The following is a 23,164-nucleotide window of genomic DNA, read 5'->3' as shown; positions in this document are numbered from 1 at the left end:
ATTTTTGTTATGTATTCATTTACGGAAAACACACTTGATTGGTTTTAATAAGATTAATTTTAACATTATTTTATTAAAAAAAAACAATTGTGGCGAGGTAGGCATAACTACATTGGTCTTGGTTTAATTTCTTTAGTAGAGATAGCTGAAACCTTATTGTCTTTATTTATAGTAACACTTAATTCACGCATAAAATATTTTTTTTCGTAGTCAATATTATATCGAAATATATATTCTTCGCTTTCCTTTAAATAAGTAACATCTAAAAGTTTGATGAAATTAAATTTTCCATTTCGTTGTCTTATTTTTTGACAAGTTAAAGAGATTTTATCAGGAGTTGCATTTTGAATTACTTTTTCAGTAGCCTCCTCTTTAGTGAATGCTTTAAATTTTGATGAATTGCATGATTCAAGAAGCCTTGTACCTAAGTCAAAAGCTCTATTTTTTTTAATAGCTTCTACTTTGCTAGATTCAATAATTACAGATGTTTCACTATTTTTTTTGCTCTTACAAGAAATTATAACTAATAAAAGGAGTATACTTATGCTTTTAAGTTTCATTTTTTCACTATTTTATCTTAAAACGTATTATAACTTGGTATTAGTATTTTGAAGATAAAATAGTTATGCATTTTTTATTGAGTTTTATTTTTAAGTATTTTTAGAAATACTTCTTTAGTCATTGGTTTTACAATAAAGTCTGTAACATGTCCCAGTGATTTAGATTTTTGAATATCAATTGGATCTATGGATGAAGAAACGATATAAATAGGAATTTTTTTTACTAATTTAGATTCTATTTCAGTGTAATTTTTTAAAAACCCCCATCCATCCATAACTGGCATGAAAAGATCAAGCAAAATTATATCAGGTAATTTTTTTTCATCTAAACAGTTGTTCTGTAAATAATTTAAAGCGTCTAATCCATTAGAAAACATTTCAATGTCTTGAATAAGATGAGTGTCTGTAATAACACAATGTGTTAAATACTGAAAAGTCTTATCATCATCAATCACACATATGTTTTTTACTCTATTCTTCATGATTAATTTTATAAAGTTTTATAGTAAAGATGCTGCCTTTATTTACATTACTTTTTACAAAAACTTCACCACCTAGAGATTCAACTTGAATTTTTGTTAAAAATAATCCAAAACCCTTAGCTTCTGGATGATTGTGAAATGTCTTGTGAAGTTTAAAAATATCGGATTTGTATCTTTTTAAATCTATGCCTAATCCGTTGTCTTCTATGTCGATACATATCCAATTGTCTTTTTTATAACTTTTAATATGTATTGTTGGAATTCTTTCGGGTGAGCTAAATTTAATAGCGTTACTTATTAAGTTTACTAAAATGTTTTTTATGTACTTTTTTGAATAATATATATTTTTTACATCTTCAAAATCAGAGGAAATATTTACTTCATTAATAGATCTTTTTTTTCTGATTTTTTTAATTGACTTATTTGTTATATTTTCCAAATCAATTTTTTTCTTTTTAATGGTGGCATCCATTTTTATTTGTGTAGCTTGAACCAATTCTTCAAATATTGATTGAAGTGATTTTATTATTGGCATTTGCATTTCAAAATATTTGTATTTGTCATCTAAAGAATGATTTTCTGCTAACATTTCGCCAATTAATAGAAGATTACTTAATGGGGCTCTAAGGTTATGAGAAATAATTTGACAAAATTCTTCTAATTGTTTTTTTTGACTAATAATTTGAGCTAATAATTCGTTTTTTTCATCAAGCTTTTTCTTAAGCTCAATATCAGCTCTTTTAAGTTTTGTAATATCTGATGATAGTACTAGAATTCCTTCTGGAACAGGTTGTATACTTAATTCAAACCATCCTTTTAATCCATCAGGAAAATCAAATTCTGAAATAACTTCTGAAGGAACTCTTTCATCCATACACTTTTGTAAAGATTTAAACATTTCGGTTTTTTCAATACCTGGATATTTTTCCATCATGGTATTACTTAAGAGTTCTTCTTTGCTAGAAAATCCTTGTAACGTAATTGATTTGTTCACATAAAAATATCTCCAATTAAAATCAATAACCTGAACACCTTCAATTAAGTTGTCAAAAACAGCATACTTAAGACGCTCTAAATCAATTCTATCTTTTGTATAAAAAGTTGGGTTTTTCACGTTTATTATTTTTAGATGCCATTATGAAGTAATAAAGTTTTTCTATTTTAATTAGAGACAGAAAACTCGTCACCTAAAATTAATACTTTGCAGGTAAGTTGTTTTACGGTTTTTCCGTAATTTTTGTTAAAAAAAGACATAAAAAAAGTCCTATACGAGGGTATAGGACTATGATATAATAAAAATTTTAGTTTAGTATAAACTTGGATATTTAGCTGGATTACTTTCGTGCATCATTTCATAAACTTTTTCGTAAATATCTTCTACTGAAGGTTTAGAAAAATAATCCCCATCGGTACCATATGCAGGGCGGTGTGCCTTTGCTGCTAAAGTTTCTGGTTGACTGTCAAGATGTTTATATCCCTTTTGTTCATCTAGAATTTGTTGTAAAATGAAAGCTGAAGCGCCTCCAGGGACATCTTCATCAATCACTAATAAGCGATTCGTTTTGGCTAATGACTTTACAATATCGTGATTGATGTCAAAAGGTAATAATGATTGAGTGTCAATAATTTCAGCATCAATACCTACTTCAAGTAATTCTTTTGCAGCTTGCTCTACTAAGCGTAAAGTGGAACCGTAAGAAACTAAAGTAATATCTGCACCTTCTTTGATGGTTTCTACAACTCCAATAGGCGTTTTGAATTCTCCAAGATTGGTTGGCATTTTTTCTTTTAAACGATACCCATTCAAACATTCTACAACCAATGCAGGCTCATCTGTTTGCAATAAAGTATTATAGAAACCAGCTGCTTTAGTCATATTTCGTGGAACTAAAACATGAATACCACGAATAGCATTAATAATCATTCCCATTGGTGAACCAGAATGCCAAATTCCCTCTAAACGGTGTCCGCGAGTACGAATGATTAATGGTGCTTTTTGACGTCCAGCAGTTCTATATTGTAGTGTAGCTAAATCATCGCTCATGATTTGAATAGCATATAATAAATAGTCTAAGTATTGGATTTCTGCAATAGGGCGTAAACCACGCATCGCCATACCAATTCCTTGACCAAGAATGGTTGCTTCACGAATACCGGCATCGGAAACTCGTAATTCTCCATATTTTTCTTGCATTCCTTCTAATCCTTGGTTTACGTCACCAATGTTTCCGGAATCTTCACCAAAAATTAAGGCTTCTGGATATTTAGAGAAAATAGCATCAAAGTTATCTCTCAATACTAAACGGGCATCTACCTCTTCAGCAGATTCATCATAAGTAGGTAGTACTTCATTTATTGAAAATACATTCTTATCAGACTGTGAGAGTAAATGTGAACTGAATTTAGGTTGGATTTTTTTGTTATAGGAAGTAATCCATGAAGCTAGTTGTGCTTTTCCGTTCTCTTTAATTACCATGCGTAAAACTTTACGGGCTAGGGTAATTAAGTCTTTGCGAATCGGTTCTTTGATTGCGGCTAAATCAGCAGCATATTTTTCAATGAATATTTTATTTTCTGAAGATGAAGCCACTGAGTTTAAAACAGCAACCAATTCGTCTCTTTCTGCTTTAATAGGGTTGGTAAAGTTTGTCCAAGCCACTTTTTTTCCTTCTAAAACATCTTTTTTAGCTTGAGTATCGATTTCTTCTAATTCTTCAACAGTTGCTAAATTATTCTCCAATAACCATTTACGCATTTGTGCTAAACAGTCAAATTCAGCTTCCCATGCTAAACGTTCAGCATTTTTGTAACGCTCATGTGAGCCTGAAGTGGAATGTCCTTGAGGTTGTGTTAATTCATCAACGTGAATTAGAACAGGCACATGCTCTTCTCTTGCAATGGTAGACGCTTTTTGGTATGTCTCTACTAATGCAGGGTAGTCCCAACCTTTTACTTTAAGTATTTCATAACCGTTGTTATCCTCATCACGTTGGAAACCTTTTAAAATCTCCGATATATTTTCTTTGGTGGTTTGGTAACGGGCATGAACGGAAATACCATACTCATCATCCCAAACGCTCATGACCATTGGCACTTGTAAAACACCAGCAGCGTTTATGGTTTCAAAGAATAATCCTTCAGAAGTGGAGGCATTACCGATCGTTCCCCAAGCGACTTCGTTTCCTTTTTCAGAAAAGTTAGTTTGGTTGATACCTTCAACATTTCTGTACATTTTAGAGGCTTGAGCTAAACCTAATAAACGTGGCATTTGACCTGCTGTAGGAGAGATGTCGGCACTTGAGTTTTTTTGTTGTGTTAGATTTTTCCAGTTTCCGTTTTCGTCAAGTGAATGAGTAGCAAAGTGTCCACCCATTTGACGACCAGCACTCATAGGATCGAAATCGAGGTCGGTATGCCCGTATAATCCTGCAAAAAACTGTTCTATCGTCATGGCTCCAATGGCCATCATAAAAGTTTGATCACGATAGTATCCCGAACGAAAATCACCGTTTTGAAACGCTTTGGCTAAGGCTAATTGAGGGACTTCTTTTCCGTCTCCAAAAATTCCAAATTTAGCTTTTCCAGTAAGTACTTCTTTTCTTCCAAGAAGACTGCATTCACGGCTTGTGCGTGCAATTTTATAATCGTTTAAAACTTCTGTTTTAAAATCTTCAAAAGTCAATTCTTTTTTATCTTCCACTTGTATCATAATGTGTACTTGTAACGATGACAAATTTAAACAAAAACACGATATATTCTAATTTTGATGAGAAAATATTAATTATACTTTTTGTATTTTAAAAGTTAAAAAATGCTTTTAAAATAAATATAATTTATTTAAAATCTTCTTTTTATGAATAATAATTAATTAAAATACTTTTTTTCTGATTATTAAAACCATTTTCTAGTAAAAAGGCTAATTAATGTTCTAGGGCTCAAAGTGACAGTAAAACGTATTTTTTCTTGATAGTTTTTTTGACCTAATTCGAAACCATTACTTGAATAAACAGGAAAAAATAATTCGAAGTAACCTGGTACTAAATTTACTTGAACACCACTATCATAAACAAATTTTGAATCAAAGCCTTTGTTTTTATACAATCCAGCATCACCATACAATTGAATTGATTTCCATACTGACGAAGTAACATTTAAGCTTGTTAGCCACTGATTAGCATATGGATTAACAAATTTTGATTTAAAACCACCTTCAGCTATTATGATTTGTTGGCTAAATAATCCTGATGTTTCTGATCTTCCGTAAAAGTTATAATCAAACAAATAGTCTTTAGGTCTGTCTAAGCCAAAATTGAAGTAATCAGTGTCTGTTTTTTTATACATAAAGGTACCTGCATAAACTCTAACTCCTATTTGGTAATTACTTTCAAATAATTTGCTATATCCGCCTTCAATGATAAATTTTCCAAACTTACCTGAAAGTTGAACATTTGAAGATAGTCCATAAGATTTAGCGGTTTCATTGTTTCCAAAACCGTAGCGTACATCAAATACTGAATAATTTAAAGGTGTTGTTTCGATAATTTTTAAAGGGTTAGGTTCTTTGTTTACAACAACTTGTCTCAAAGTGATTGTGTGTCTGAAATTTTTTCTTAAATCAGGATCTCTAAATCTAAAACTAATAAAAGGATTTAATCTTAAATAAGTTGCATCTTGAACATAATGAAAATAGGATCCACTCAATGAATATCTAATTTGATATAATTTAGAATTAGGTCTTTGTTGTGTGTATCCAACTGAGGCATCACCAGTTAAAGAGCTTGTTCTTGTAGAAAAACTTGGTGCTAAATCAATAGAAAAAGGTTTCTCGATCAATGAACGATTATTGAATTTTAAAGATAAAATTGCTCCATCGTAAACATTGTATGCAATTTCTGGATAATAGAAAATCTGACTGTAATTTCTGTTTTCTATGTCTTTTATTAAGGTAAATTTTAATGGTCTGTTTAATGAAAAAGGCCCTTTTAACGATTTTAAATTATTACGATTGTTAATTTCAAGTAAACTATTGTCATTATTGATTACAAGTTTATCTATTTCGTTTTTATTGAATATAAGCGTAGAATCAGTTTTAATATTTGGTAACCATTTTTCAAAGACTAACTTTCTTTTTTTGAATCCAGATAAGGTTATAGGCACATCATTCTTGCTCTTATTTACAATTTGTATTTTAATTGAGTCATTTAATTTTTCCGATTTACCAAATCCATAATTAACAGATGTTTTTGACTTAATTATATTGTTGAAGAACCAATTAACATCTTGTTTTGCATTTTTCAGAATAATTTCTTCAAATTGATTTGAAGTTGTTTTTTTGTTAATGTTTGATTGAGTAAATTCTTTGAAAGAATTCACAACTATATTTTCTCCGAGATATTTATTGAGATACTGAAAACTTAAACCAGCTTTGTATTTACTGGAAATACGTTCGTTAAATTTTATTAAATTCTCTTTTGATTCGTCAAGATTTTGATCTAAATTTTTCCTAGCAGTCAGTAAATAAACTATTTCGTATTGTTTGTTGAATTTTGCTTTTGATAGTTGAAATCCTTTTAAGAGTCTTATTTTTCCAATGTTGCCTATTAAATCTAAATCAGGATAAAACTCATTGATATAATCAATCAAAAGATAAGTTTGAATTGCATCAATAACATAATGATCTTTTCTGTAATCAATTTTTAAATTTTGCTTCAGAAAATTATTTGAATAAGCTTTAAGGAATTCAAGTTCATATAAGAATGAATTTGGAAATGGGCTCAAAAAACTAGGTAATTGATTCAAACCATATAACGGATTTCTATCATAATCGATTTGGGAAACCATTATTTTGGAATTTTGAGAATTACCTAAATATCCTTCAATGAATTTTATAACTTTATCAATAATAATTGCTTTTTGAATTTCTGTTACTTTATTGACTCTTAAGTTTGTTTCAATCTGCATTGTATCATTTGAATAGCTCTCAAAAGTGTTTTTTGGTTCTATTGCAAAAGTGTAGTCGGTTATATTTGAACCTTCAAATGTGATTGTTTTTACTGAGTTTATCTCTTCATTTTTTTGAATCAAATTTGAAGCTATAGAATATTTTTTTGGGATAGTAAATTCGGCTGCAATAAAATCAATAATTTCATTTGAAGAATCATCAATATTTTCGTTACTGTATTCAACAAATTTTCCGTTATCATTTAAACGAGCAATGTTTAAAAAGAAATCTTTTAAATAAAAATTGCCCTTGTTGTAACCGTATCTTGTGAATTTATCTTCTGGGATTTTTAGAATATAATCAAATTCAATATTAATTGACTCTCCAGGTAAAAGTTTCTTGTCAAGTTTGATGCTAATTAAGTCAGTTTTATTTTCTAGACGTTCCCAAGTAGAAATTGTTTCGTTAACAGTAACTGAGTTTATGGTTGTATTACCTCTTTCTCTCTCTCTTGATAAATGGAAACTACGAACATACTCATCTGACAGTCTTTTGCCTAAATTTGTTTTTCTGTTCGAATAGGCTTGATTCCAGTCGTTTACAATAATTTCTGATAAAGATTTTTGAGAAGAATTTGTAAAAATGACTGTTTGATTGACTTTTAAAATAGAGCTTGTAGAATCAACTTTTACAGATAGTCTGATTTTTTGTTGACTATATGTTTCTGTTAAAATTAAAAAGAAACTAAATAAAAGTATTTTCGTTAAAAATCTCAAGGCTTCATTGCTTTTTTATATCAATTGCAATGTAAGATTTTTATAGTTATTTTAAAGAATTTCGTCGATATTCTTTTTGATATTTTCTGCTATTTGCGCTGTTGGCAAATCATTTTCATCATTACCAAAAGGATCTTCAATTTCTTCGGCAATTAGTTCAAGACTAGCTAAAACATAAAATATAAAAATCACTACAGGAATAGTGTAATAACCCAAACTAAAAACATATCCAAATGGGAGTGTCATAACGTAAAAAAAGATGAATTTTTTTAAGAAAACACTATAGGAAAAGGGTATAGGTGTATTTTTAATTCTTTCACATGCTCCACAAATATCTAAGAAAGAAGTTAGCTCTGGATTTATAAATAGTAGGTTTTCTTCTGTAAGCTTATTTTGTCTCTTTAATTCAAAAAGTTTTTTAGACATTAATTTGACCAATTGATTAGGCTTGTGTTTTTTATGTGAAACATTGATATTGTATTCTTCAAAAAGTTCATGACTAATTTTTTCATCTTTAAGATGTAAGTTCAATGTTTGAGCAAAGTTTGGGATGGCTTTTTTGAAGAAAATCTTATCTTCTTTTTCAGTTAAAATTGCTGAGAGTTTGACTGCTAAATTTCGGCTATTATTTACTAAAGAACCCCATTGTCTTCTTCCTTCCCACCAGCGGTCGTATGCTGTATTTGTTCTAAAAACAAGAAGTAGTGATATAACAAACCCTAACAAGCTATGCATTAGGGTTATGTTTTTTACATAATCTTTATGTGATAAGTTTAAATAATGTAATTCTAAATATGAAACGATAGTAGAATAAATTCCAATCCCAATTATTAGAGGAAGTAGTTCTCTAAAAGTATCTGCTTTGTGGAATTTGAAAATAAAGCCAAACCAGTCTTTGGGATTGTATGAAATCATTTATTCTCTTTCTTTTTTCTCTTTATAAATTCTTGTCATCACTATTTTCTCAGGGGCATGTAGTACCATAGGGAATTTCTCTATTTTTACTGAGCTACTATCAAGTCCAAAAGCTTTTTCTTCAGATAATGAGAAGTTCTTTAAGAAGAAGTAGGTATTCATCACTACTTTTTCATAGAAATGCATAAAACTGTCGTTAGATAGGAATTTTTCAGATAGAACGAATTTAAAATCACCAATAATATTATTTTTATGTAATGATTCGTAACGGCTGGTAATATCAACTTCTCCATTAGCAACCATATCTTTAATTACTTCTTTAAACATTAGGTTGATTTTTGTTGGCTCTCTAAATCCTAAGTTAAAGTCAATACGATATAAATCGTCTTTAATAATTTCAGTTACTTTGTATTCTTTATTGTAAGGCTCTGCGGTTACATTTACGTGAATAAACCAATACATATCTGCACGTTTTGGTCTCTTTTGTAAAATAGAATACATTACTTTTTCTTCAATTTCATCAACTCTGTTTGCATTGGTCATATATACCAAGTGTGTAGCATATTTAGGAATTGATAAATCGACACTTAATTCAGCTAACACTTTTTTGTAATTGTCGATTTTTACAATCTTAGTGTAGTTTTTACTGATTTTCTTAGCGGTATGCCAAATAGTCATTATAAAAACCAATACAGCAGCAATGATAATAGTAACATAACCACCATGAGGGAATTTATCTAAACAAGCAATTAAGAAGCTAAATTCAATGGTTAAGTAGACTAAAATGATTGGAATAATTATATAAACTGCGACTCTTTTTATGATCATGTAATACATTAATAATAATGTGGTCATAATCATACAAAGTACAATAGCTAAACCATAGGCAGCTTCCATCTTTCCAGACTCTTTAAAATACAATACAATTCCTATACAACCTGCTAAAAGTAACCAGTTAATAGAAGGTATGTATAATTGTCCTTTAAGTTCAGTAGGATATTTAATTTTAACTTTTGGCCAGAAATTTAATCTCATGGCTTCATTGATAAGTGTAAACGATCCAGAAATTAAAGCCTGAGACGCTATTACAGCAGCCATTGTTGCGATAACAATTCCAAATGGTTGAAACCAATCGGCCATAATCAAATAAAATGGATTTCCATTATTGGCATCGATGCTTTTTAATGTTTCACCTTGATGTTTAATTAAAAAGGCTCCTTGTCCAAAATAATTTAGAAGTAAAGCTAGTTTAACGAACACCCAGCTAATTCTGATATTTTTTCTACCACAGTGACCCATGTCTGAGTATAATGCCTCAGCACCAGTTGTACATAAGAATACAAAACCTAAAACATAAAATCCTTCTGGGTGAATACTTAATAAATGATATGCATAGTAAGGATTAACAGCACATAAAACATCAGTATTGTGAGAAATTTGTATTATTCCTAATACTGCTAACATTCCAAACCAAATCATCATCATAGGCGCAAAAAACTTTCCTACTAGACTCGTTCCGAATTGCTGGATAATAAATAAAATACAAAGAATTGCAATAACAATTGGTACAGTGTCTAATTCTGGAAAATAAATTTTCACTCCTTCAACTGCTGAAGAAACCGAAATGGGGGGGGTGATAATTCCATCGGCTAGTAAGGCACTACCTCCTATAATCGCAGGGATTATTAACCATTTTACTTTAGTCCTTTTTACAAGGGCATACAATGCAAAAATTCCACCTTCGCCATTATTATCGGCTGAAAGTGTCATAAAAACATATTTTAAAGTAGTTTGTAAAGTTAATGTCCAGAGAATGGCCGAAATTCCGCCTAAAACTACATCCCTGTCGATTCCATGTGTACCAATAATGGCCTTCATTACATACAAGGGCGAAGTCCCTATATCTCCATAAATAATACCTAAAGTGATTAAAATTCCCGCTATAGAATACTTACTATGAAGATCCTGATGACTTGAAGAACTCATTTATGTTAAATTTAAAAGCCCAAAATTATAACATTATTATTTATCCTATTAATTTTTAATTAAAAAATATAAATCTATTTTTACAATGTATTGTTAATTAGTAAATTACATGAAATGAAAAATACTTTTTTATTCTTAATTGCTTCATTTTTAATGTTTTCTTGCTCTATTGATAAAAAAATAGTATCAGATTTTGACTCAAAAAAGGATAGTACTTCAACCTATAAAAAAATTACAAGTGTTACTATAGATACACTTTTAAACGACGCAATCAGTTCAAGGGCCATAATAATTGATAGTAATAGAGTTTGGTATGCAGGAAATAAAGGAAAAATAGGTTCGATTTTACTTTCTAATAAAGATGTAAAGTATAGTGGTATAATTCAAAGAGAAAACTTAAATATTGAATTTAGAAGTATTGCACAAACATCGAGTGATATTTTTATTTTATCTGTTGCTAATCCAGCATTGTTATACAGAATCAATAAGAAAAGTAAAGAAATTCAGTTGGTTTATCAAGAAAAGCATGACAAAGTGTTTTATGATAGTATGCAATTCTTAAATGATAAAGAAGGATTTGCAATTGGTGATCCAACCGAGGATTGTCCGTCTTTTATAAAAACTATTGATGGTGGAAAAACATGGAAAAAAGTTTCCTGTAACAATTTGCCCAAATTCGAAGAAGGGGAAGCTTTTTTTGCGGCTAGTAACACAAATTTAATTTTGAGAAATAATGCCATTTTTATGGTTTCTGGGGGTAAAAAATCAAGAGTTGCTGTTTCTGATAATAAAGGAGAGAAATGGACAATCCATGAAACACCAATTATTCAAGGCGGAGCTATGACTGGAGCATTTTGTGCCGATTTTTATAATGATTCAATAGGAATTATTGCAGGCGGAGATTATGAAAAACCTTTACAGAATTCTCAAAACAAAGCAATCACAAATGATGGTGGAAAAACTTGGAAAATAGTTTCCAATGATCAAGGTTTTGGTTATGCATCATGTATCCAATACGTACCAAATAGTGGAGGAAGAGGAATTGTTGAAGTAGGTGCAAACGGAATTTTTTACTCTAGTGATTTTGGTGAGAACTGGATAAAACTTGCAGAAGATAAAGATTTATTAACCTTTCGATTTGTGGATGAAAAAACAGCAGTTGCAACAGGTAAAAATAGAATCATAAAATTGATATTCAAATAAAAAGAGCCTAACGGCTCTTTTTACTTTCTAAATTCTCTGCGATTTTTTATTTGTTTTAAAAGTTTTTGCTTGAACTCAATTTCTATTTGACGTAGCATTAAAATTTTCTGATTAGGAATTACACCTTGTAAATTTTTCACCAGTTGTTTTTTGTTGTTCTGAATTTCAGTTTCTATTCTATCATCTTCATCCATTAGTTGAGCTGATTCTTTGTCAGATAAATTAGATGCATTTTCAGGACGTAATTTGAACATTAATTGCCTTTTTTGTTTATGTAGATCATCCATTTTATCATCAAATTGATTAAAAACTGGCCAAAACCTTTGTGCTTCTTCTGGAGTTAAATCTAATCTATCAGAAATATATGCTACTCTTAAGGCTTTTACACGTTCGATTCTTTCACCTATATCTTGACTAAAAATAAAAGTGCTAAATAGTAGAAATAATATAGTAAAAATTTGTTTCATTTTAATTTAAGTATTCATTTATATATGACTCAGTTTGTGTATCAAAATCTGTTATTTCTAATTCTAAATTTGTTAATTCATCATCAGTTAAATGTTTTGCTATATCTTCTGTGGTTATGTCACTCTCGTAAGCTAGATATTCCTGTGATATTTCAATACTTTCTGTTTTTTGTTGCTCAAAATATATCCACGTTCCAATTGATATAACAAATACAGCTGCAACTCCCGAAATCCAAACAGATTTACGTTGCCACAAAGAAACTACTTTTGCCTTTTCAGGTGCAGATTCGATTTTCTGCATTAATCGATCTTCAAAAGAATCGAAATAGTTATCAGGAATTTTAAATCCTGTTACTATTTTGTTATCGTTTTCTAAATCTATCTTTTTCATATAAGTTTGACAAAATTAAGAGGAAATGGTTTAATTAGAATTTAAAAATTCTTCTATTTTTTTCACTGCATGAAAGTAAGATGCTTTTAACGCACCAACCGAAGTTTGTAAAATTTCACTCATTTCTTCATATTTTAATTCTTCAAAGTACTTCATTTTAAACACTTGTTGTTGTTTTTCAGGTAATGTGGCTACAGCTTTTTGTAATTTTAACTGAATTTCATTTCCGTCATAATCAACATCAGCTTCAAGATTTTTTACCAATTTATCTTTTAATTCTTCATTTGAAATACCACTTTTTTTGGCTCTTGTATTAATAAAGTTAATAGCTTCATTTGTAGCAATTCTGTACATCCACGAATACAATTTACTTTCGCCTTTAAAGTTTTTTAAGTTTTGGAAAATCTTCACAAAAGTATTCTGTAAAACATCATCAGCATCGTCATGATTCATTACCATATTACGGACATGGGTATAGAGCGGGCGTTGATATTCACGTACTAACTTGCGAAACGCTTCATTTTGCGTTTTAGGATTTAGTAACTCGGCGATAAATATTTTCTCTTCCTGCAATTGAGGTAATTTAAACAGTAAGACTAAAGATATTTAAAAAGGTTTAATTTGAAATAAAAACTTTGCACCTTTGTATTCTAAAATTTGAAGATTTGCATCATGATAAAAACAGTGATTTTTGATATGGATGGAGTAATTGTGGATACTGAACCAGTTCATAAATATGCTTATGACCAACATTTTAAGGAACTTAATATCGAAGTTTCTGAAGAAATGTATACCACTTTTACTGGAAATTCAACTCGAAACGTTTTTCAGAAAATAAAAAGTCATTTCAATTTAGAAAATGATGTAGAGGAATTAATTTTAAGAAAACGTCATTTATTTAATGAGGCATTTGATACAAAACCTGATTTAGAATTGATTGAAGGCGTTTTGGATTTAATTAAAAGTTTACATGCAAATAATATTCAATTGATTTTAGCTTCATCAGCTTCTAATAGTACCATTAATAGAGTTTTTAACCGATTTGATTTAAATCAGTATTTCACTCATAAAGTTAGTGGAGAAGATTTTCCAAAATCAAAACCAGATCCAGCTATTTTTTTACATGCTGCCTCACTTTCTGAAGCACCTAAGAATAATTGTATTGTTATAGAAGATAGTACTAATGGAATTAAAGCCGCAAAAGATGCTGATATTTATTGTATAGGATATAAAAGTAAAAATTCAAAAAATCAAGATTATAGCCTAGCCGATCAAATCATTGAACACTTTTCTGAAATTAGATTTTAAGAAGACTTGCGATCTGAAAATGTATGAATAGCTACTATTCTTGTACTATCATTTTTAGCTTCATCTGATTTTTTGATATTCCAAAAGAAGTCAGTTGCTCTTTTTCTTGCCACATCAGGAACGATTATTGGTTTTGGATAGGTAATACCCAAATAGAAGTCATATAATTGCTCTTCAATAGATGTTATTTTCCAAGGTTCATGAATTAATGCATCGGGAATATTTTGTAATTCTGGAATCCATTTTCTGATAAAAGTTCCGCTTTCATCATGTTCATAAGAATTTTTAATTACATTATATATTCGTATGGTATTAATACCTGTAACTCCTGCTTGCATTTGAATTTGTGGATAATGTATTCCAGGTTCAAAATCTAAAAACTGTTGGGCTAAATAATGTACGCAATCTTTCCAAGGTTGAAATAAATCATGAGTAAAAAAAGATACTACTAAAGCGCGCATTCTAAAATTTAAATACCCCGTTTCTTTTAAACAACGCATGCAAGCATCAACCAAAGGAAATCCGGTTTTCCCATCTTCCCATGCCTTTTGAAAAGTTATGTTTTTAGTTTGATTTAAGTTTCTAAATGCTCTGTTTATGGATTGGAATTCTATTGCAGACTCCATTTCAAATTTTTGAATAAAATGAGCTTGCCAGCGTAATCGTGAAGTAAAATTACTTATGGATGTTTTAAATTTACCTTCTTGTTTTTTTTTCCAAGCTTCATGATATACTTGACGAACTGATAAATTACCCCATGTGATATATGGTGACAATCTACTGCAACTTTTACGACCTAATTCTGGTTTTGATATATGTTTGGAATAGTTTTGTACGCGTTCATCAAAAAACGAATTCATATAGCGTAAGCCTGTTTTAACGCCACCTTTTTGAAAATTTGAAATAGATTTCGTTTTTAGGTTTGGTATTGAAAAATAGTTTTCAAATTGTTCAATTTCTGTATACTTTATAAATGCTCTAGAATTAGTTGGTGCAGGAAGGATATTACTTTCCATGAAAGCAAACCAATCATTTTTCCATGTAGTTCTATTTTTTCGACCTCTAAAAACACCATTCCAGACATATTCTTGCCATGGTATGTTTTTACTTTTCAACCAGTTATTTAGAGCTTTATCCCTTTGATAAGTTATTTCAATACCAGTTTCTTGATGCGAAAAAACTTGTTTTATAGGATGTAATCCATGTAATTTTTTAAATACAGCTACCACATTTCCTTCAACAATTAGGATTTGTGTATGTAGCTTTGATAATTCCGTTTGAAGTTCTTGTAATGATTCTTTGATAAAATCAAAATGTCTCTTACTGTAATGAGGGTCTTTTAAAAGTTCTGTTTCAAAGATGAAAAGCAATAGAATTTTTTCGTTGCACTTTTGTGCTTCAAATAGCGGTTGATGATCTTCTAGTCTCAAATCTTTTTTTAACCAAACTACATTCATTATCCAAGGGCTTCTTTATATGTTTTCAAACATTTTTCTCTAGCTTCTTTGTGATCAACTATTGGAGATGGATATTTTGAAGTTTCAAGTTCGGGAACCCATTTTTTGATGTATTTCAAATCTTTGTCAAACTTTTTAATTTGTTCAGATGGATTAAAAATCCTGAAATATGGAGCAGCATCAACACCACTTCCAGCTGCCCATTGCCAATTACCAATATTGCTTGATTGTTCATAATCCAAAAGTTTGTTGGCAAAATAGGCTTCGCCCCAACGCCAATCAATAAGTAAATGTTTACACAAGAAACTGGCAACAATCATCCGCACGCGATTGTGCATGTGTCCAGTGGTGTTTAATTCTCGCATACCAGCATCTACAAATGGATAACCTGTTTTACCTTCACACCACTTCTTGAAATTCTCTTCGTTATTTTCCCAAACAATGTAATCGTATTTTTCCTTGAAGCTTTTGTTTACAGTATGCGGAAAATGCCAAAGAATTTGCATGAAAAACTCCCTCCAAATCAATTCATTTAAAAATGTTTGATTTTGGAATTCAAGAGCATAAAGTACCAATTTTCGTATTGAAATACTGCCAAACCTAAGGTGTGGGGCTAGGAGAGAAGTTCCTTTAATTGCTGGAAAGTTTCTGGTATCTTGATAATTATTGATTAAAGATTCTTGAATGTTATATTCAGGAACTTTAATATCAGATTTTAAAAAGCCAATGTCTTCTAAACTAAGAAAAGGATAATTATGATTTGTTATTCTATTTAGATATTCTTCAGAAGAAAAAGATTTAATAGTTGATTTACTTAATTTCTCTTTCCATTTTTTAGAATAAGGAGTATAAACTACATAGGGGCTTCCATCATCTTTTATGACTTCATTTTTTTCAAAAATTACTTGATCTTTACAGGTTTTAAATGAGATTCCATACGATTTAAAAAAATTGTTTAAATCTTTGTCACGTTTTCGAGCATAAGGCTCGTAATCGTGATTGGCGTAAATAGATGTTATTTTGTTTTCAGAAATAAGTTTTTCAAAAACTTCTTTTGGTTTACCATAAAATATAGCTAAGGATTTCCCTTGGCTATTTAGCTGTTCCTGAATTTTACTCAGTAATTCATGAATGAAAGTAACTCGAGCATCATTTTTTTCTAATAGTGATAATATAGAGGTATCAAATATAAATATGGTAAGCACTTCTTCATTTTCAAATAATGAATGAAAAAGGCCAACATTGTCTTCTAATCTTAAATCACGTCTAAACCAGAAAATTGTCATAAAGCTCCAAATAATTCAGTTAATTTTTGTTTTCTAAAGGCAAAAATTTCTTCCAGCTTAGGTCTAACAATTATAGGATGAAACATTTGTCCAACAATTCCAAAAGGAACTTTATAGTGTACAATATCTTCCATTAAAATGCCATCTTCGGTTTCAGTAAAAAAGTGTTTATGGTGCCAAAAAGAGTAAGGTCCAAATCGTTGTTCATCGACAAAAAACTTTTTGTCATCAACATGGGTAATCTCGGTTACCCATTGCATTGTTATGAATGGAAATGGTGATATTTTATAATGAATTATTTGTCCTGAAAACATTTTTTTATCGTCACCAGAAAGCGTGATAAACTTCATAGAATCTGGAGTAATTGCATTCAAATTTTTAGGATCACTAAAAAAAATCCAAGCAGTATCTATTGAAATTGGAAGTTTTTGTTTTGTGTGTATTGAATATAGTTTCATTTGAATAAATTGTTTAACAAAATTAAAAATAAATTAAACAACATTTATTTTATTTTATAGTTTTATTAACAATAAAAAAATGTTTAGAAACTTATCTTTGATAAATAAACAAATTAATATATAAAAATGATACGATTTATTGTAGCTATTGCTGTTTTTATTGCTTCTTTGTCTGTTGAAGCACAAATTAAGGTTCCTCAAGCTAGTCCAAAATCAACTTTAATTCAAAAAGTAGGATTAACTGATATAGAAATTGAGTATTCTAGACCTAGCGCAAAAGGGCGTGTAATTTTTGGAGATTTAGTTCCTTTTGGAAAGGTATGGAGAACTGGTGCTAATGCAAATACTACAATCTCTTTTTCTGAAGATGTTGTTATAAATGGTGCTACTTTAAAGAAAGGCAAATATGCTCTTTATGTAACTCCTAAAGCTGATGAATGGGAAATTTTCTTTTATACAGATACAAACAACTGGGGAAATCCAGAAAAATGGGACGATAGTAAAGTAGCTTTGAAAGCTTCTGCAAAAACAGAATTGTTGAATAGAAATGTAGAAACTTTTACAATTGGTATAAATAATACTGATAGTAATTTTGCTAATTTAGAATTATCTTGGGAGAAGACTTTAGTAGCTTTAAAATTTGAAGTACCAACGCAAAAAATTGCTATGGAAAGTATTGATAAAGTTTTAGCAGGTCCTTCAGCTGCTGATTATTATAGTGCTGCTAGCTATTACTTTACTTCAAATGGAGATCTTAATAAAGCATTGACTTATGTTACTAAAGCTTATGATATGCACGAGAAAAAACCTTACTGGTATTCTCGTTTAAAATCACAAATTCAAGCTAAATTAGGAGACAAAAAAGGAGCTCTTGAAACAGCAAAAATATCTCTTGAATCAGCAAAAGTTGCTAATAATGCAGACTACGTAAAAATGAATGAAGATAGTATCAAAGAGTGGAGTAAGAAATAATCTCAAATTTTCTATATAAAAAAAACGCCTAAGATATTCTTAGGCGTTTTTTTATATTTTCATTAGCATTTCATACTGTTGTAAGAAGCAATCAAATCCAACGTATTCAAAAATTTCGTTTGTAATTTTAGAAGAATAGTCAATATTTATGGCAACAAAAGTATTTGAATATTTTTTTGAAATGAAATTAAATAATTCTTTTGTGATTAACTCTCTGTCAGAACTATTTTGATCTATTTTGATTTGATGAATTTTTCTAGAAGTAGTATTGTAAATTATAAATCCAATGTTTTTTTTCTGATAAAATAATTGGAAACACTTTATGTCTTCTAGTTTTGATAAGTTACTTACTGAAACGTTATCATTTTGCCAAGTAGGATAATAATCAGTAATTAATCGTATATTATTTAAATCAGCTTCAATGAATTCTAAATTTTTTTCAAACGAAATAAATGATTCTAAATTTAAAACTCCTTTGTAACAATTTAGAGTTCTAACTTTTTTAAATCCTATTTGTTCATAAATATTTATTGCTTTTTTATTTTCTGTAATAACTTCAAGTTGAATACATTCTATTTTTTCTGCTTTGGCTTTTGGTAATAGAAAAGAATATAGTTGCTGTGTGATCTTATTTCCTCTAAATTCAGGGATAACTCCAGTTCCTCCATTGTATAATGTATTACTTCTAAGGCCATGGAGAATGTATCCAACAAGTTTTTCACTCTCAAAGGCTCCAAGAGACCAATTGAGATTAATATCTTCAGCAATTATTTTATTTTGTAATTGTTGTAGCGTTAACTGTAAGGGTGTGACATAATCAGAAAATGCAAGATTAAAAGCTTCCATAATTTCTGTTAAGGATGTGTTTTCTAATGTTCTAAATTCCATTTAGCTGATGTAATTCCAAATATTTTTCTTTTTACCTAATTCAATAAAAACTTCACGTAGTTTTTGATGTTCAGGTTTTATCATTGAAGAATCTTCTTTTAACAATCTAATAGCATAATGACGAGCTAGTTGTAAAATGTCTTTATCTCTTACTAAATCGGCAATTTGAAGATTTAGAACTCCGCTTTGTTGTGTTCCCATTATATCTCCTGGGCCACGAAGTTTCAAATCTACTTCTGCAATTTCGAATCCATCGTTGGTTTTACACATAGTTTCTAAACGGATTTTACTTTCGTTACTCAATTTATGTCCTGTCATTAGTATGCAATAACTTTGTTCAGCTCCACGACCAACACGACCGCGCAATTGATGCAGTTGAGACAATCCAAAACGTTCAGCACTTTCAATAATCATTACAGATGCATTAGGAACATTAACCCCGACTTCAATTACAGTTGTAGCCACCATTATATTGGTTTTTCCTTCCGAAAATCGTTTCATTTCAGCATCCTTTTCTGCTGGTTTCATTTTTCCATGAACAATAGAAACAGAATATTTTGGTAAAGGGAAATCACGAGAAATGCCTTCATAACCATCCATTAAATCTTTATAATCTAAGGTTTCAGATTCTTGTATTAAGGGATAAACAATATAAATTTGACGACCTTTTTCGATTTCATCTCGAATGAATTTCCAAACTTTTAATCGGTTACTGTCATAACGATGCACCGTTTGAATAGGTTTTCTTCCTGGAGGTAATTCATCAATAACTGAAATGTCCAAATCACCATACAAACTCATTGCTAATGTACGTGGAATAGGAGTGGCAGTCATTACCAAAACATGAGGAGGAATTTCGTTTTTCTTCCAAAGCTTACTTCTTTGTTCAACGCCAAAACGATGTTGCTCATCAATAATAGCAAGCCCTAAATTTTTAAATTTCACTTTATCTTCTAGTAAAGCATGTGTGCCAACAATAATATTTAAAGTTCCATTTTCAAGCTCTTCGTGAATTATTCTTCTATCTGCAGTTTTTGTTGATCCTGTTAATAGTTTTATATTTATTCCAAGTGGTTCCGCTAATTCTGAAATTCCATTAAAATGTTGTGTCGCCAGAATTTCTGTAGGTGCCATGATACAAGCTTGAAATCCGTTATCAATAGCTAAGAGCATACTCATTAACGCTACAATTGTTTTGCCCGAACCAACATCTCCTTGTAATAAACGATTCATTTGGGCTGGATTTCCTAAATCGTTCCGAATTTCTTTTAATACTTTTTTTTGTGCATTGGTTAAATCGAAAGGTAAATGTTTTGTGTAAAATTCATTAAAGTAATAACCAACATTTTCAAAGGCATGTCCTTTGATTTTATGCTTTCGAATTAAGTTTTTAGAAATTAATTGTAATTGAATAAAGAATAATTCTTCAAATTTTAATCGAAATTGTGCTTTTGATAAAAGTTCTTGACTTTTAGGAAAATGTACATTGAATAATGCCGCATTTTTTGGAATCAATTGTAATTCCTCTAAAAGGTATGTTGGAAGTGTTTCTGTAAATAAAGCATGTGTCTCAATAAATAACTGTTGCATTATTTTATTGATGACTTTATTTGTAACTCCTTTGTTTGCTAACTTTTCGGTAGAAGGATACACAGATTGCATGGCACTTCGCAAACTTGCTTTATGTTCTTCAAGCAGTTCCATTTCTGGATGAGGCATCGAGAATTGACCATTAAAATTATTGGTTTTACCAAAAATTACATAAGGAATATTAATTTTCAGACTTTCTCTAATCCATTTAATCCCTTGGAACCAAACTAATTCAATTTCGCCAGTATCATCAATAAAGGTAGCACTCAAACGCTTTTTACCTTTGCCAAATTCAACAGTTTTTACATGAATGATTTTACCAACAATTTGAACTTCACTATTATTTGGAGTAAGTTCGTTTATTTTATAATATCTCGTCCTATCTATATATCTATTTGGGAATAGATTTACTAAATCTCCATATTTATGAATGCTCAACTCCTTACGTAATAATTCACCACGCTGAGGACCAACACCTTTTAGGTATTCTATTGGAGTTTCAAGGAGATTGTTTTGCATTAAAAATTAATCTATTTCATTTAACAAATCAGAAATTAGCTTGTCAGCAACTGGAGTATTCATTTTTCTTAATTCCTGAATTATTTTTTCCTTTTCTTCTTTAGTATTTTGAACTATTTTTTTCTCAAATCCATCTTTTCTAGCATTTTTGAAGAAAAGATTATCGGTCCATTCATTTCGTATGCCATCAATTACTAAATGAATTCTATCTTCTTTACCTCGATTAGCAACAGAATGCGTAAAATTGGCATTGATATACCAGCATTCGCCTTCATTCATTATAAGTCTTGTATTGTCTAGAATAAATTCGACTTCAGGATTTGTTATAATTGGAATATGTATTCTAAAACAGCCGTCTTCATAGCCAAGACAATAATCTTTATGTGGTTTAATTTCGGCTCCAACAGATAAACGAAGGAGTCTAACTGATGTTTTTTGAAATTTGAATTGATTGATTACTTCTTTGAAATATGAACAACTATCTAATGCTTCAGTAAAAATAACTTCATCATTATTCGATGGTAAAGCATAAATATTCCCTGACTTTCCTCCTTGTGACATTAAAGCAATGGAATCCCAATCACCCGAATAATCATTAGTATTATAATGTTTTACCCAATTATCTGATAAAACTTTGCTAACATCGTTTTTGAGAAGTTTTTTGTCAAAAAGCAATGGGAATTGTATGTATCTAACAAGTTCAGTCATTTTTTAATCTCTTAACCATTTAACCATTTTTGGTAATGAATTATTTGTGTCGGAGGTTTCTTTTGAGGCAAGTCCCATCCATTCTAAAAGAGGTAATCCAATATAATTTCCTTTCGAATAGTTTTCGATTAACCACTCCGATTGATTTTTATAACCATTAGGATGAAATACAAAATCTATAGGAAGATTTAAATGTTCTGAAGCTAAAAATGACCATAACATAGTGGCTATTTCATCTCCTTGAGTTGGCCATTCCTCAGGCATTTCATTTGTACCGATTAAATTTCTTTGTTCTTTTGTAGTTACCGCTATATGTCCAGCTTCGTGTAAAATATCCCCAGGATAAAGTAATTTGTCGAAATCAATTTCTATGCCTTCAGCACTTAGTGCTAATCCAGGTAAGAATGTGTCATTTTGCAATTGTTTTTCTATAACATTAATCCCAATGTTGTTTAAAAAATCTAATATTTTAGTTACTTCCTTTGTTTCTTTAGTTGTACTCATAAGAATTTAATTAGGAATTAAATCACAATACCAAAATCCATAATCGAAATCAGTATCATCAGTATCGCAACCTGAATTTGAAACTGAGGTTTTTGGTTTTTCATATTTGCGATGTACAATTTCACCTTTTTTAAATTCAATTGGTTTTGAAAAAATTGGTCCATCAAAAGTAAAAGTATGAAATTCTCCATTTTCACCACAAACATCAACGTTATCTGGTAAATCATTTATAAACTGTTCATCAATAATTCTTCCTACAAAGCTTTGATTTAAATAACGTTCGTTTACGCAAGTAACAATTGTTTTAAAACCTAAATCTAAAAATTTGTGAATTAAATCTGTTGTGTTAATCTTCCAAAGAGGGAAAACACCTGTGAAACCTATATTTTCAAGCTTTTCTTCTCTATATTTTCGTAAATCTTCAAGGAAAATATCTCCAAAAATGGAATGAGTAACGCCTTGATCTTTAAAATTATTTAAAGTATTTCGCATCACTTCTTCATAGGTTTCCATCGAAGGCATTTCGGGGATTTCCATTTTATAAAATGGCAAATTCAAACTCTCAGCTTGCTTTTCAAGAAGCTCGGCACGAACCCCATGCATTGAAATACGATTGTAGTGACTATTTACACTGGTCAATAACGAGTGAATCTCAAATTCATTTGCCTGCAAAGTTTTATAAAGTGCCAGAGCAGAATCTTTACCGCTGCTCCAGTTGAAAATAGCTTTTGGTTTCAAATCTTAAAATTTAGC

The 23,164-nt window shown here is 30.1% G+C and carries 21 protein-coding genes; 3 read left to right on the top strand and 18 right to left on the bottom strand.

The annotated features are described in order from the left end of the window. Positions 1–107: 107 nt before the first annotated feature. The 7 genes from LJY17_RS04470 to LJY17_RS04440 form a co-directional block, all read right to left on the bottom strand. Entirely contained in the window at positions 108–560 is a 453-nt protein-coding gene (locus tag LJY17_RS04470; protein WP_264542653.1) for a hypothetical protein, read from the bottom strand. A 74-nt stretch (positions 561–634) separates the two neighbouring features. Beyond that, positions 635–1,042: a response regulator gene (locus tag LJY17_RS04465; protein WP_264542652.1), complete on the bottom strand. Its 408-nt coding sequence runs from the start codon at positions 1,040–1,042 to the stop codon at positions 635–637. Further along, positions 1,032–2,156: a PAS domain-containing sensor histidine kinase gene (locus LJY17_RS04460; RefSeq protein WP_264542651.1), complete on the bottom strand. Its 1,125-nt coding sequence runs from the start codon at positions 2,154–2,156 to the stop codon at positions 1,032–1,034. Before LJY17_RS04460 ends, LJY17_RS04465 begins: the two co-directional genes overlap by 11 nt. A gap of 192 nt (positions 2,157–2,348) precedes the next feature. Further along, complete coding sequence (locus LJY17_RS04455; RefSeq protein WP_264542650.1) at positions 2,349–4,751, bottom strand: alpha-ketoacid dehydrogenase subunit alpha/beta; 2,403 nt, start codon at positions 4,749–4,751, stop codon at positions 2,349–2,351. A 182-nt stretch (positions 4,752–4,933) separates the two neighbouring features. After that, positions 4,934–7,759 (bottom strand): aminopeptidase, encoded by a 2,826-nt coding sequence (locus tag LJY17_RS04450; protein WP_264542649.1) that lies wholly within the window; start codon positions 7,757–7,759, stop codon positions 4,934–4,936. A 51-nt stretch (positions 7,760–7,810) separates the two neighbouring features. Further along, positions 7,811–8,674: a bestrophin family protein gene (locus LJY17_RS04445; protein ID WP_264542648.1), complete on the bottom strand. Its 864-nt coding sequence runs from the start codon at positions 8,672–8,674 to the stop codon at positions 7,811–7,813. Beyond that, positions 8,675–10,660: a KUP/HAK/KT family potassium transporter gene (locus LJY17_RS04440; protein WP_264542647.1), complete on the bottom strand. Its 1,986-nt coding sequence runs from the start codon at positions 10,658–10,660 to the stop codon at positions 8,675–8,677. Between the two features lie 114 nt (positions 10,661–10,774). Between LJY17_RS04440 and LJY17_RS04435 the strand changes: the two genes are divergently transcribed. Next, on the top strand, positions 10,775–11,863 hold the full coding sequence (locus LJY17_RS04435; protein WP_264542646.1) for a sialidase family protein: 1,089 nt from the start codon (positions 10,775–10,777) through the stop codon (positions 11,861–11,863). 20 nt (positions 11,864–11,883) lie between these two features. On the opposite strand, the gene LJY17_RS04430 is transcribed toward LJY17_RS04435, so the two are convergent. The 3 genes from LJY17_RS04430 to LJY17_RS04420 are packed head-to-tail and all read right to left on the bottom strand — an operon-like array spanning position 11,884 to position 13,294. Then, positions 11,884–12,330 carry a sensor of ECF-type sigma factor gene (locus LJY17_RS04430; RefSeq protein ID WP_264542645.1) on the bottom strand — a complete coding sequence of 149 codons (447 nt, stop codon included), beginning with the start codon at positions 12,328–12,330 and terminating at the stop codon, positions 11,884–11,886. Position 12,331: 1 nt separating this feature from the next. Further along, complete coding sequence (locus LJY17_RS04425; RefSeq protein ID WP_264542644.1) at positions 12,332–12,721, bottom strand: hypothetical protein; 390 nt, start codon at positions 12,719–12,721, stop codon at positions 12,332–12,334. Between the two features lie 30 nt (positions 12,722–12,751). Continuing rightward, positions 12,752–13,294, bottom strand: coding sequence for an RNA polymerase sigma factor (locus LJY17_RS04420; protein ID WP_264542643.1), 543 nt, complete (start codon positions 13,292–13,294; stop codon positions 12,752–12,754). 99 nt (positions 13,295–13,393) lie between these two features. Here LJY17_RS04420 and LJY17_RS04415 point away from each other — a divergent pair, with 99 nt between their 5' ends. Then, positions 13,394–14,029 carry an HAD family hydrolase gene (locus tag LJY17_RS04415; RefSeq protein WP_264542642.1) on the top strand — a complete coding sequence of 212 codons (636 nt, stop codon included), beginning with the start codon at positions 13,394–13,396 and terminating at the stop codon, positions 14,027–14,029. Here LJY17_RS04415 and LJY17_RS04410 read toward each other — a convergent pair. The 3 genes from LJY17_RS04410 to LJY17_RS04400 are packed head-to-tail and all read right to left on the bottom strand — an operon-like array spanning position 14,026 to position 17,230. Next, on the bottom strand, positions 14,026–15,486 hold the full coding sequence (locus LJY17_RS04410) for a cryptochrome/deoxyribodipyrimidine photo-lyase family protein (protein ID WP_264542641.1): 1,461 nt from the start codon (positions 15,484–15,486) through the stop codon (positions 14,026–14,028). The genes LJY17_RS04415 and LJY17_RS04410 overlap by 4 nt on opposite strands. Beyond that, a complete protein-coding gene (locus LJY17_RS04405; RefSeq protein ID WP_264542640.1) occupies positions 15,486–16,772 on the bottom strand; it encodes a cryptochrome/photolyase family protein in 1,287 nt (428 codons plus the stop codon). Before LJY17_RS04405 ends, LJY17_RS04410 begins: the two co-directional genes overlap by 1 nt. Then, positions 16,769–17,230, bottom strand: a complete 462-nt coding sequence (locus LJY17_RS04400; RefSeq protein WP_264542639.1) for an SRPBCC family protein — start codon at positions 17,228–17,230, stop codon at positions 16,769–16,771. Before LJY17_RS04400 ends, LJY17_RS04405 begins: the two co-directional genes overlap by 4 nt. A gap of 126 nt (positions 17,231–17,356) precedes the next feature. Between LJY17_RS04400 and LJY17_RS04395 the strand changes: the two genes are divergently transcribed. Further along, entirely contained in the window at positions 17,357–18,202 is an 846-nt protein-coding gene (locus LJY17_RS04395; RefSeq protein WP_264542638.1) for a DUF2911 domain-containing protein, read from the top strand. Positions 18,203–18,253: 51 nt separating this feature from the next. Here the strand turns inward: LJY17_RS04395 and LJY17_RS04390 are convergent, their stop codons facing one another. The 5 genes from LJY17_RS04390 to LJY17_RS04370 are packed head-to-tail and all read right to left on the bottom strand — an operon-like array spanning position 18,254 to position 23,149. Next, positions 18,254–19,090 (bottom strand): GNAT family N-acetyltransferase, encoded by an 837-nt coding sequence (locus tag LJY17_RS04390; protein ID WP_264542637.1) that lies wholly within the window; start codon positions 19,088–19,090, stop codon positions 18,254–18,256. Beyond that, entirely contained in the window at positions 19,091–21,199 is a 2,109-nt protein-coding gene (gene recG, locus LJY17_RS04385; protein WP_264542636.1) for an ATP-dependent DNA helicase RecG, read from the bottom strand. It lies immediately after the preceding gene. Positions 21,200–21,205: 6 nt separating this feature from the next. Further along, complete coding sequence (locus LJY17_RS04380) at positions 21,206–21,907, bottom strand: aspartyl/asparaginyl beta-hydroxylase domain-containing protein (protein ID WP_264542635.1); 702 nt, start codon at positions 21,905–21,907, stop codon at positions 21,206–21,208. A 3-nt stretch (positions 21,908–21,910) separates the two neighbouring features. Continuing rightward, the gene (locus tag LJY17_RS04375; protein WP_264542634.1) at positions 21,911–22,411 is read right to left on the bottom strand and encodes a hypothetical protein; all 501 of its coding nucleotides are present in this window, start codon (positions 22,409–22,411) and stop codon (positions 21,911–21,913) included. Between the two features lie 6 nt (positions 22,412–22,417). Beyond that, entirely contained in the window at positions 22,418–23,149 is a 732-nt protein-coding gene (locus LJY17_RS04370) for a diphthine--ammonia ligase (protein ID WP_264542633.1), read from the bottom strand. Positions 23,150–23,164: the final 15 nt, after the last annotated feature.

Origin of the sequence: Flavobacterium hankyongi, assembly GCF_036840915.1 — a bacterium.
Classification (GTDB): Bacteria; Bacteroidota; Bacteroidia; order Flavobacteriales; family Flavobacteriaceae; genus Flavobacterium; species Flavobacterium hankyongi.
Note: the sequence above shows the minus strand (reverse complement) of the source record. Positions and strands in the feature narration are given on the sequence as shown.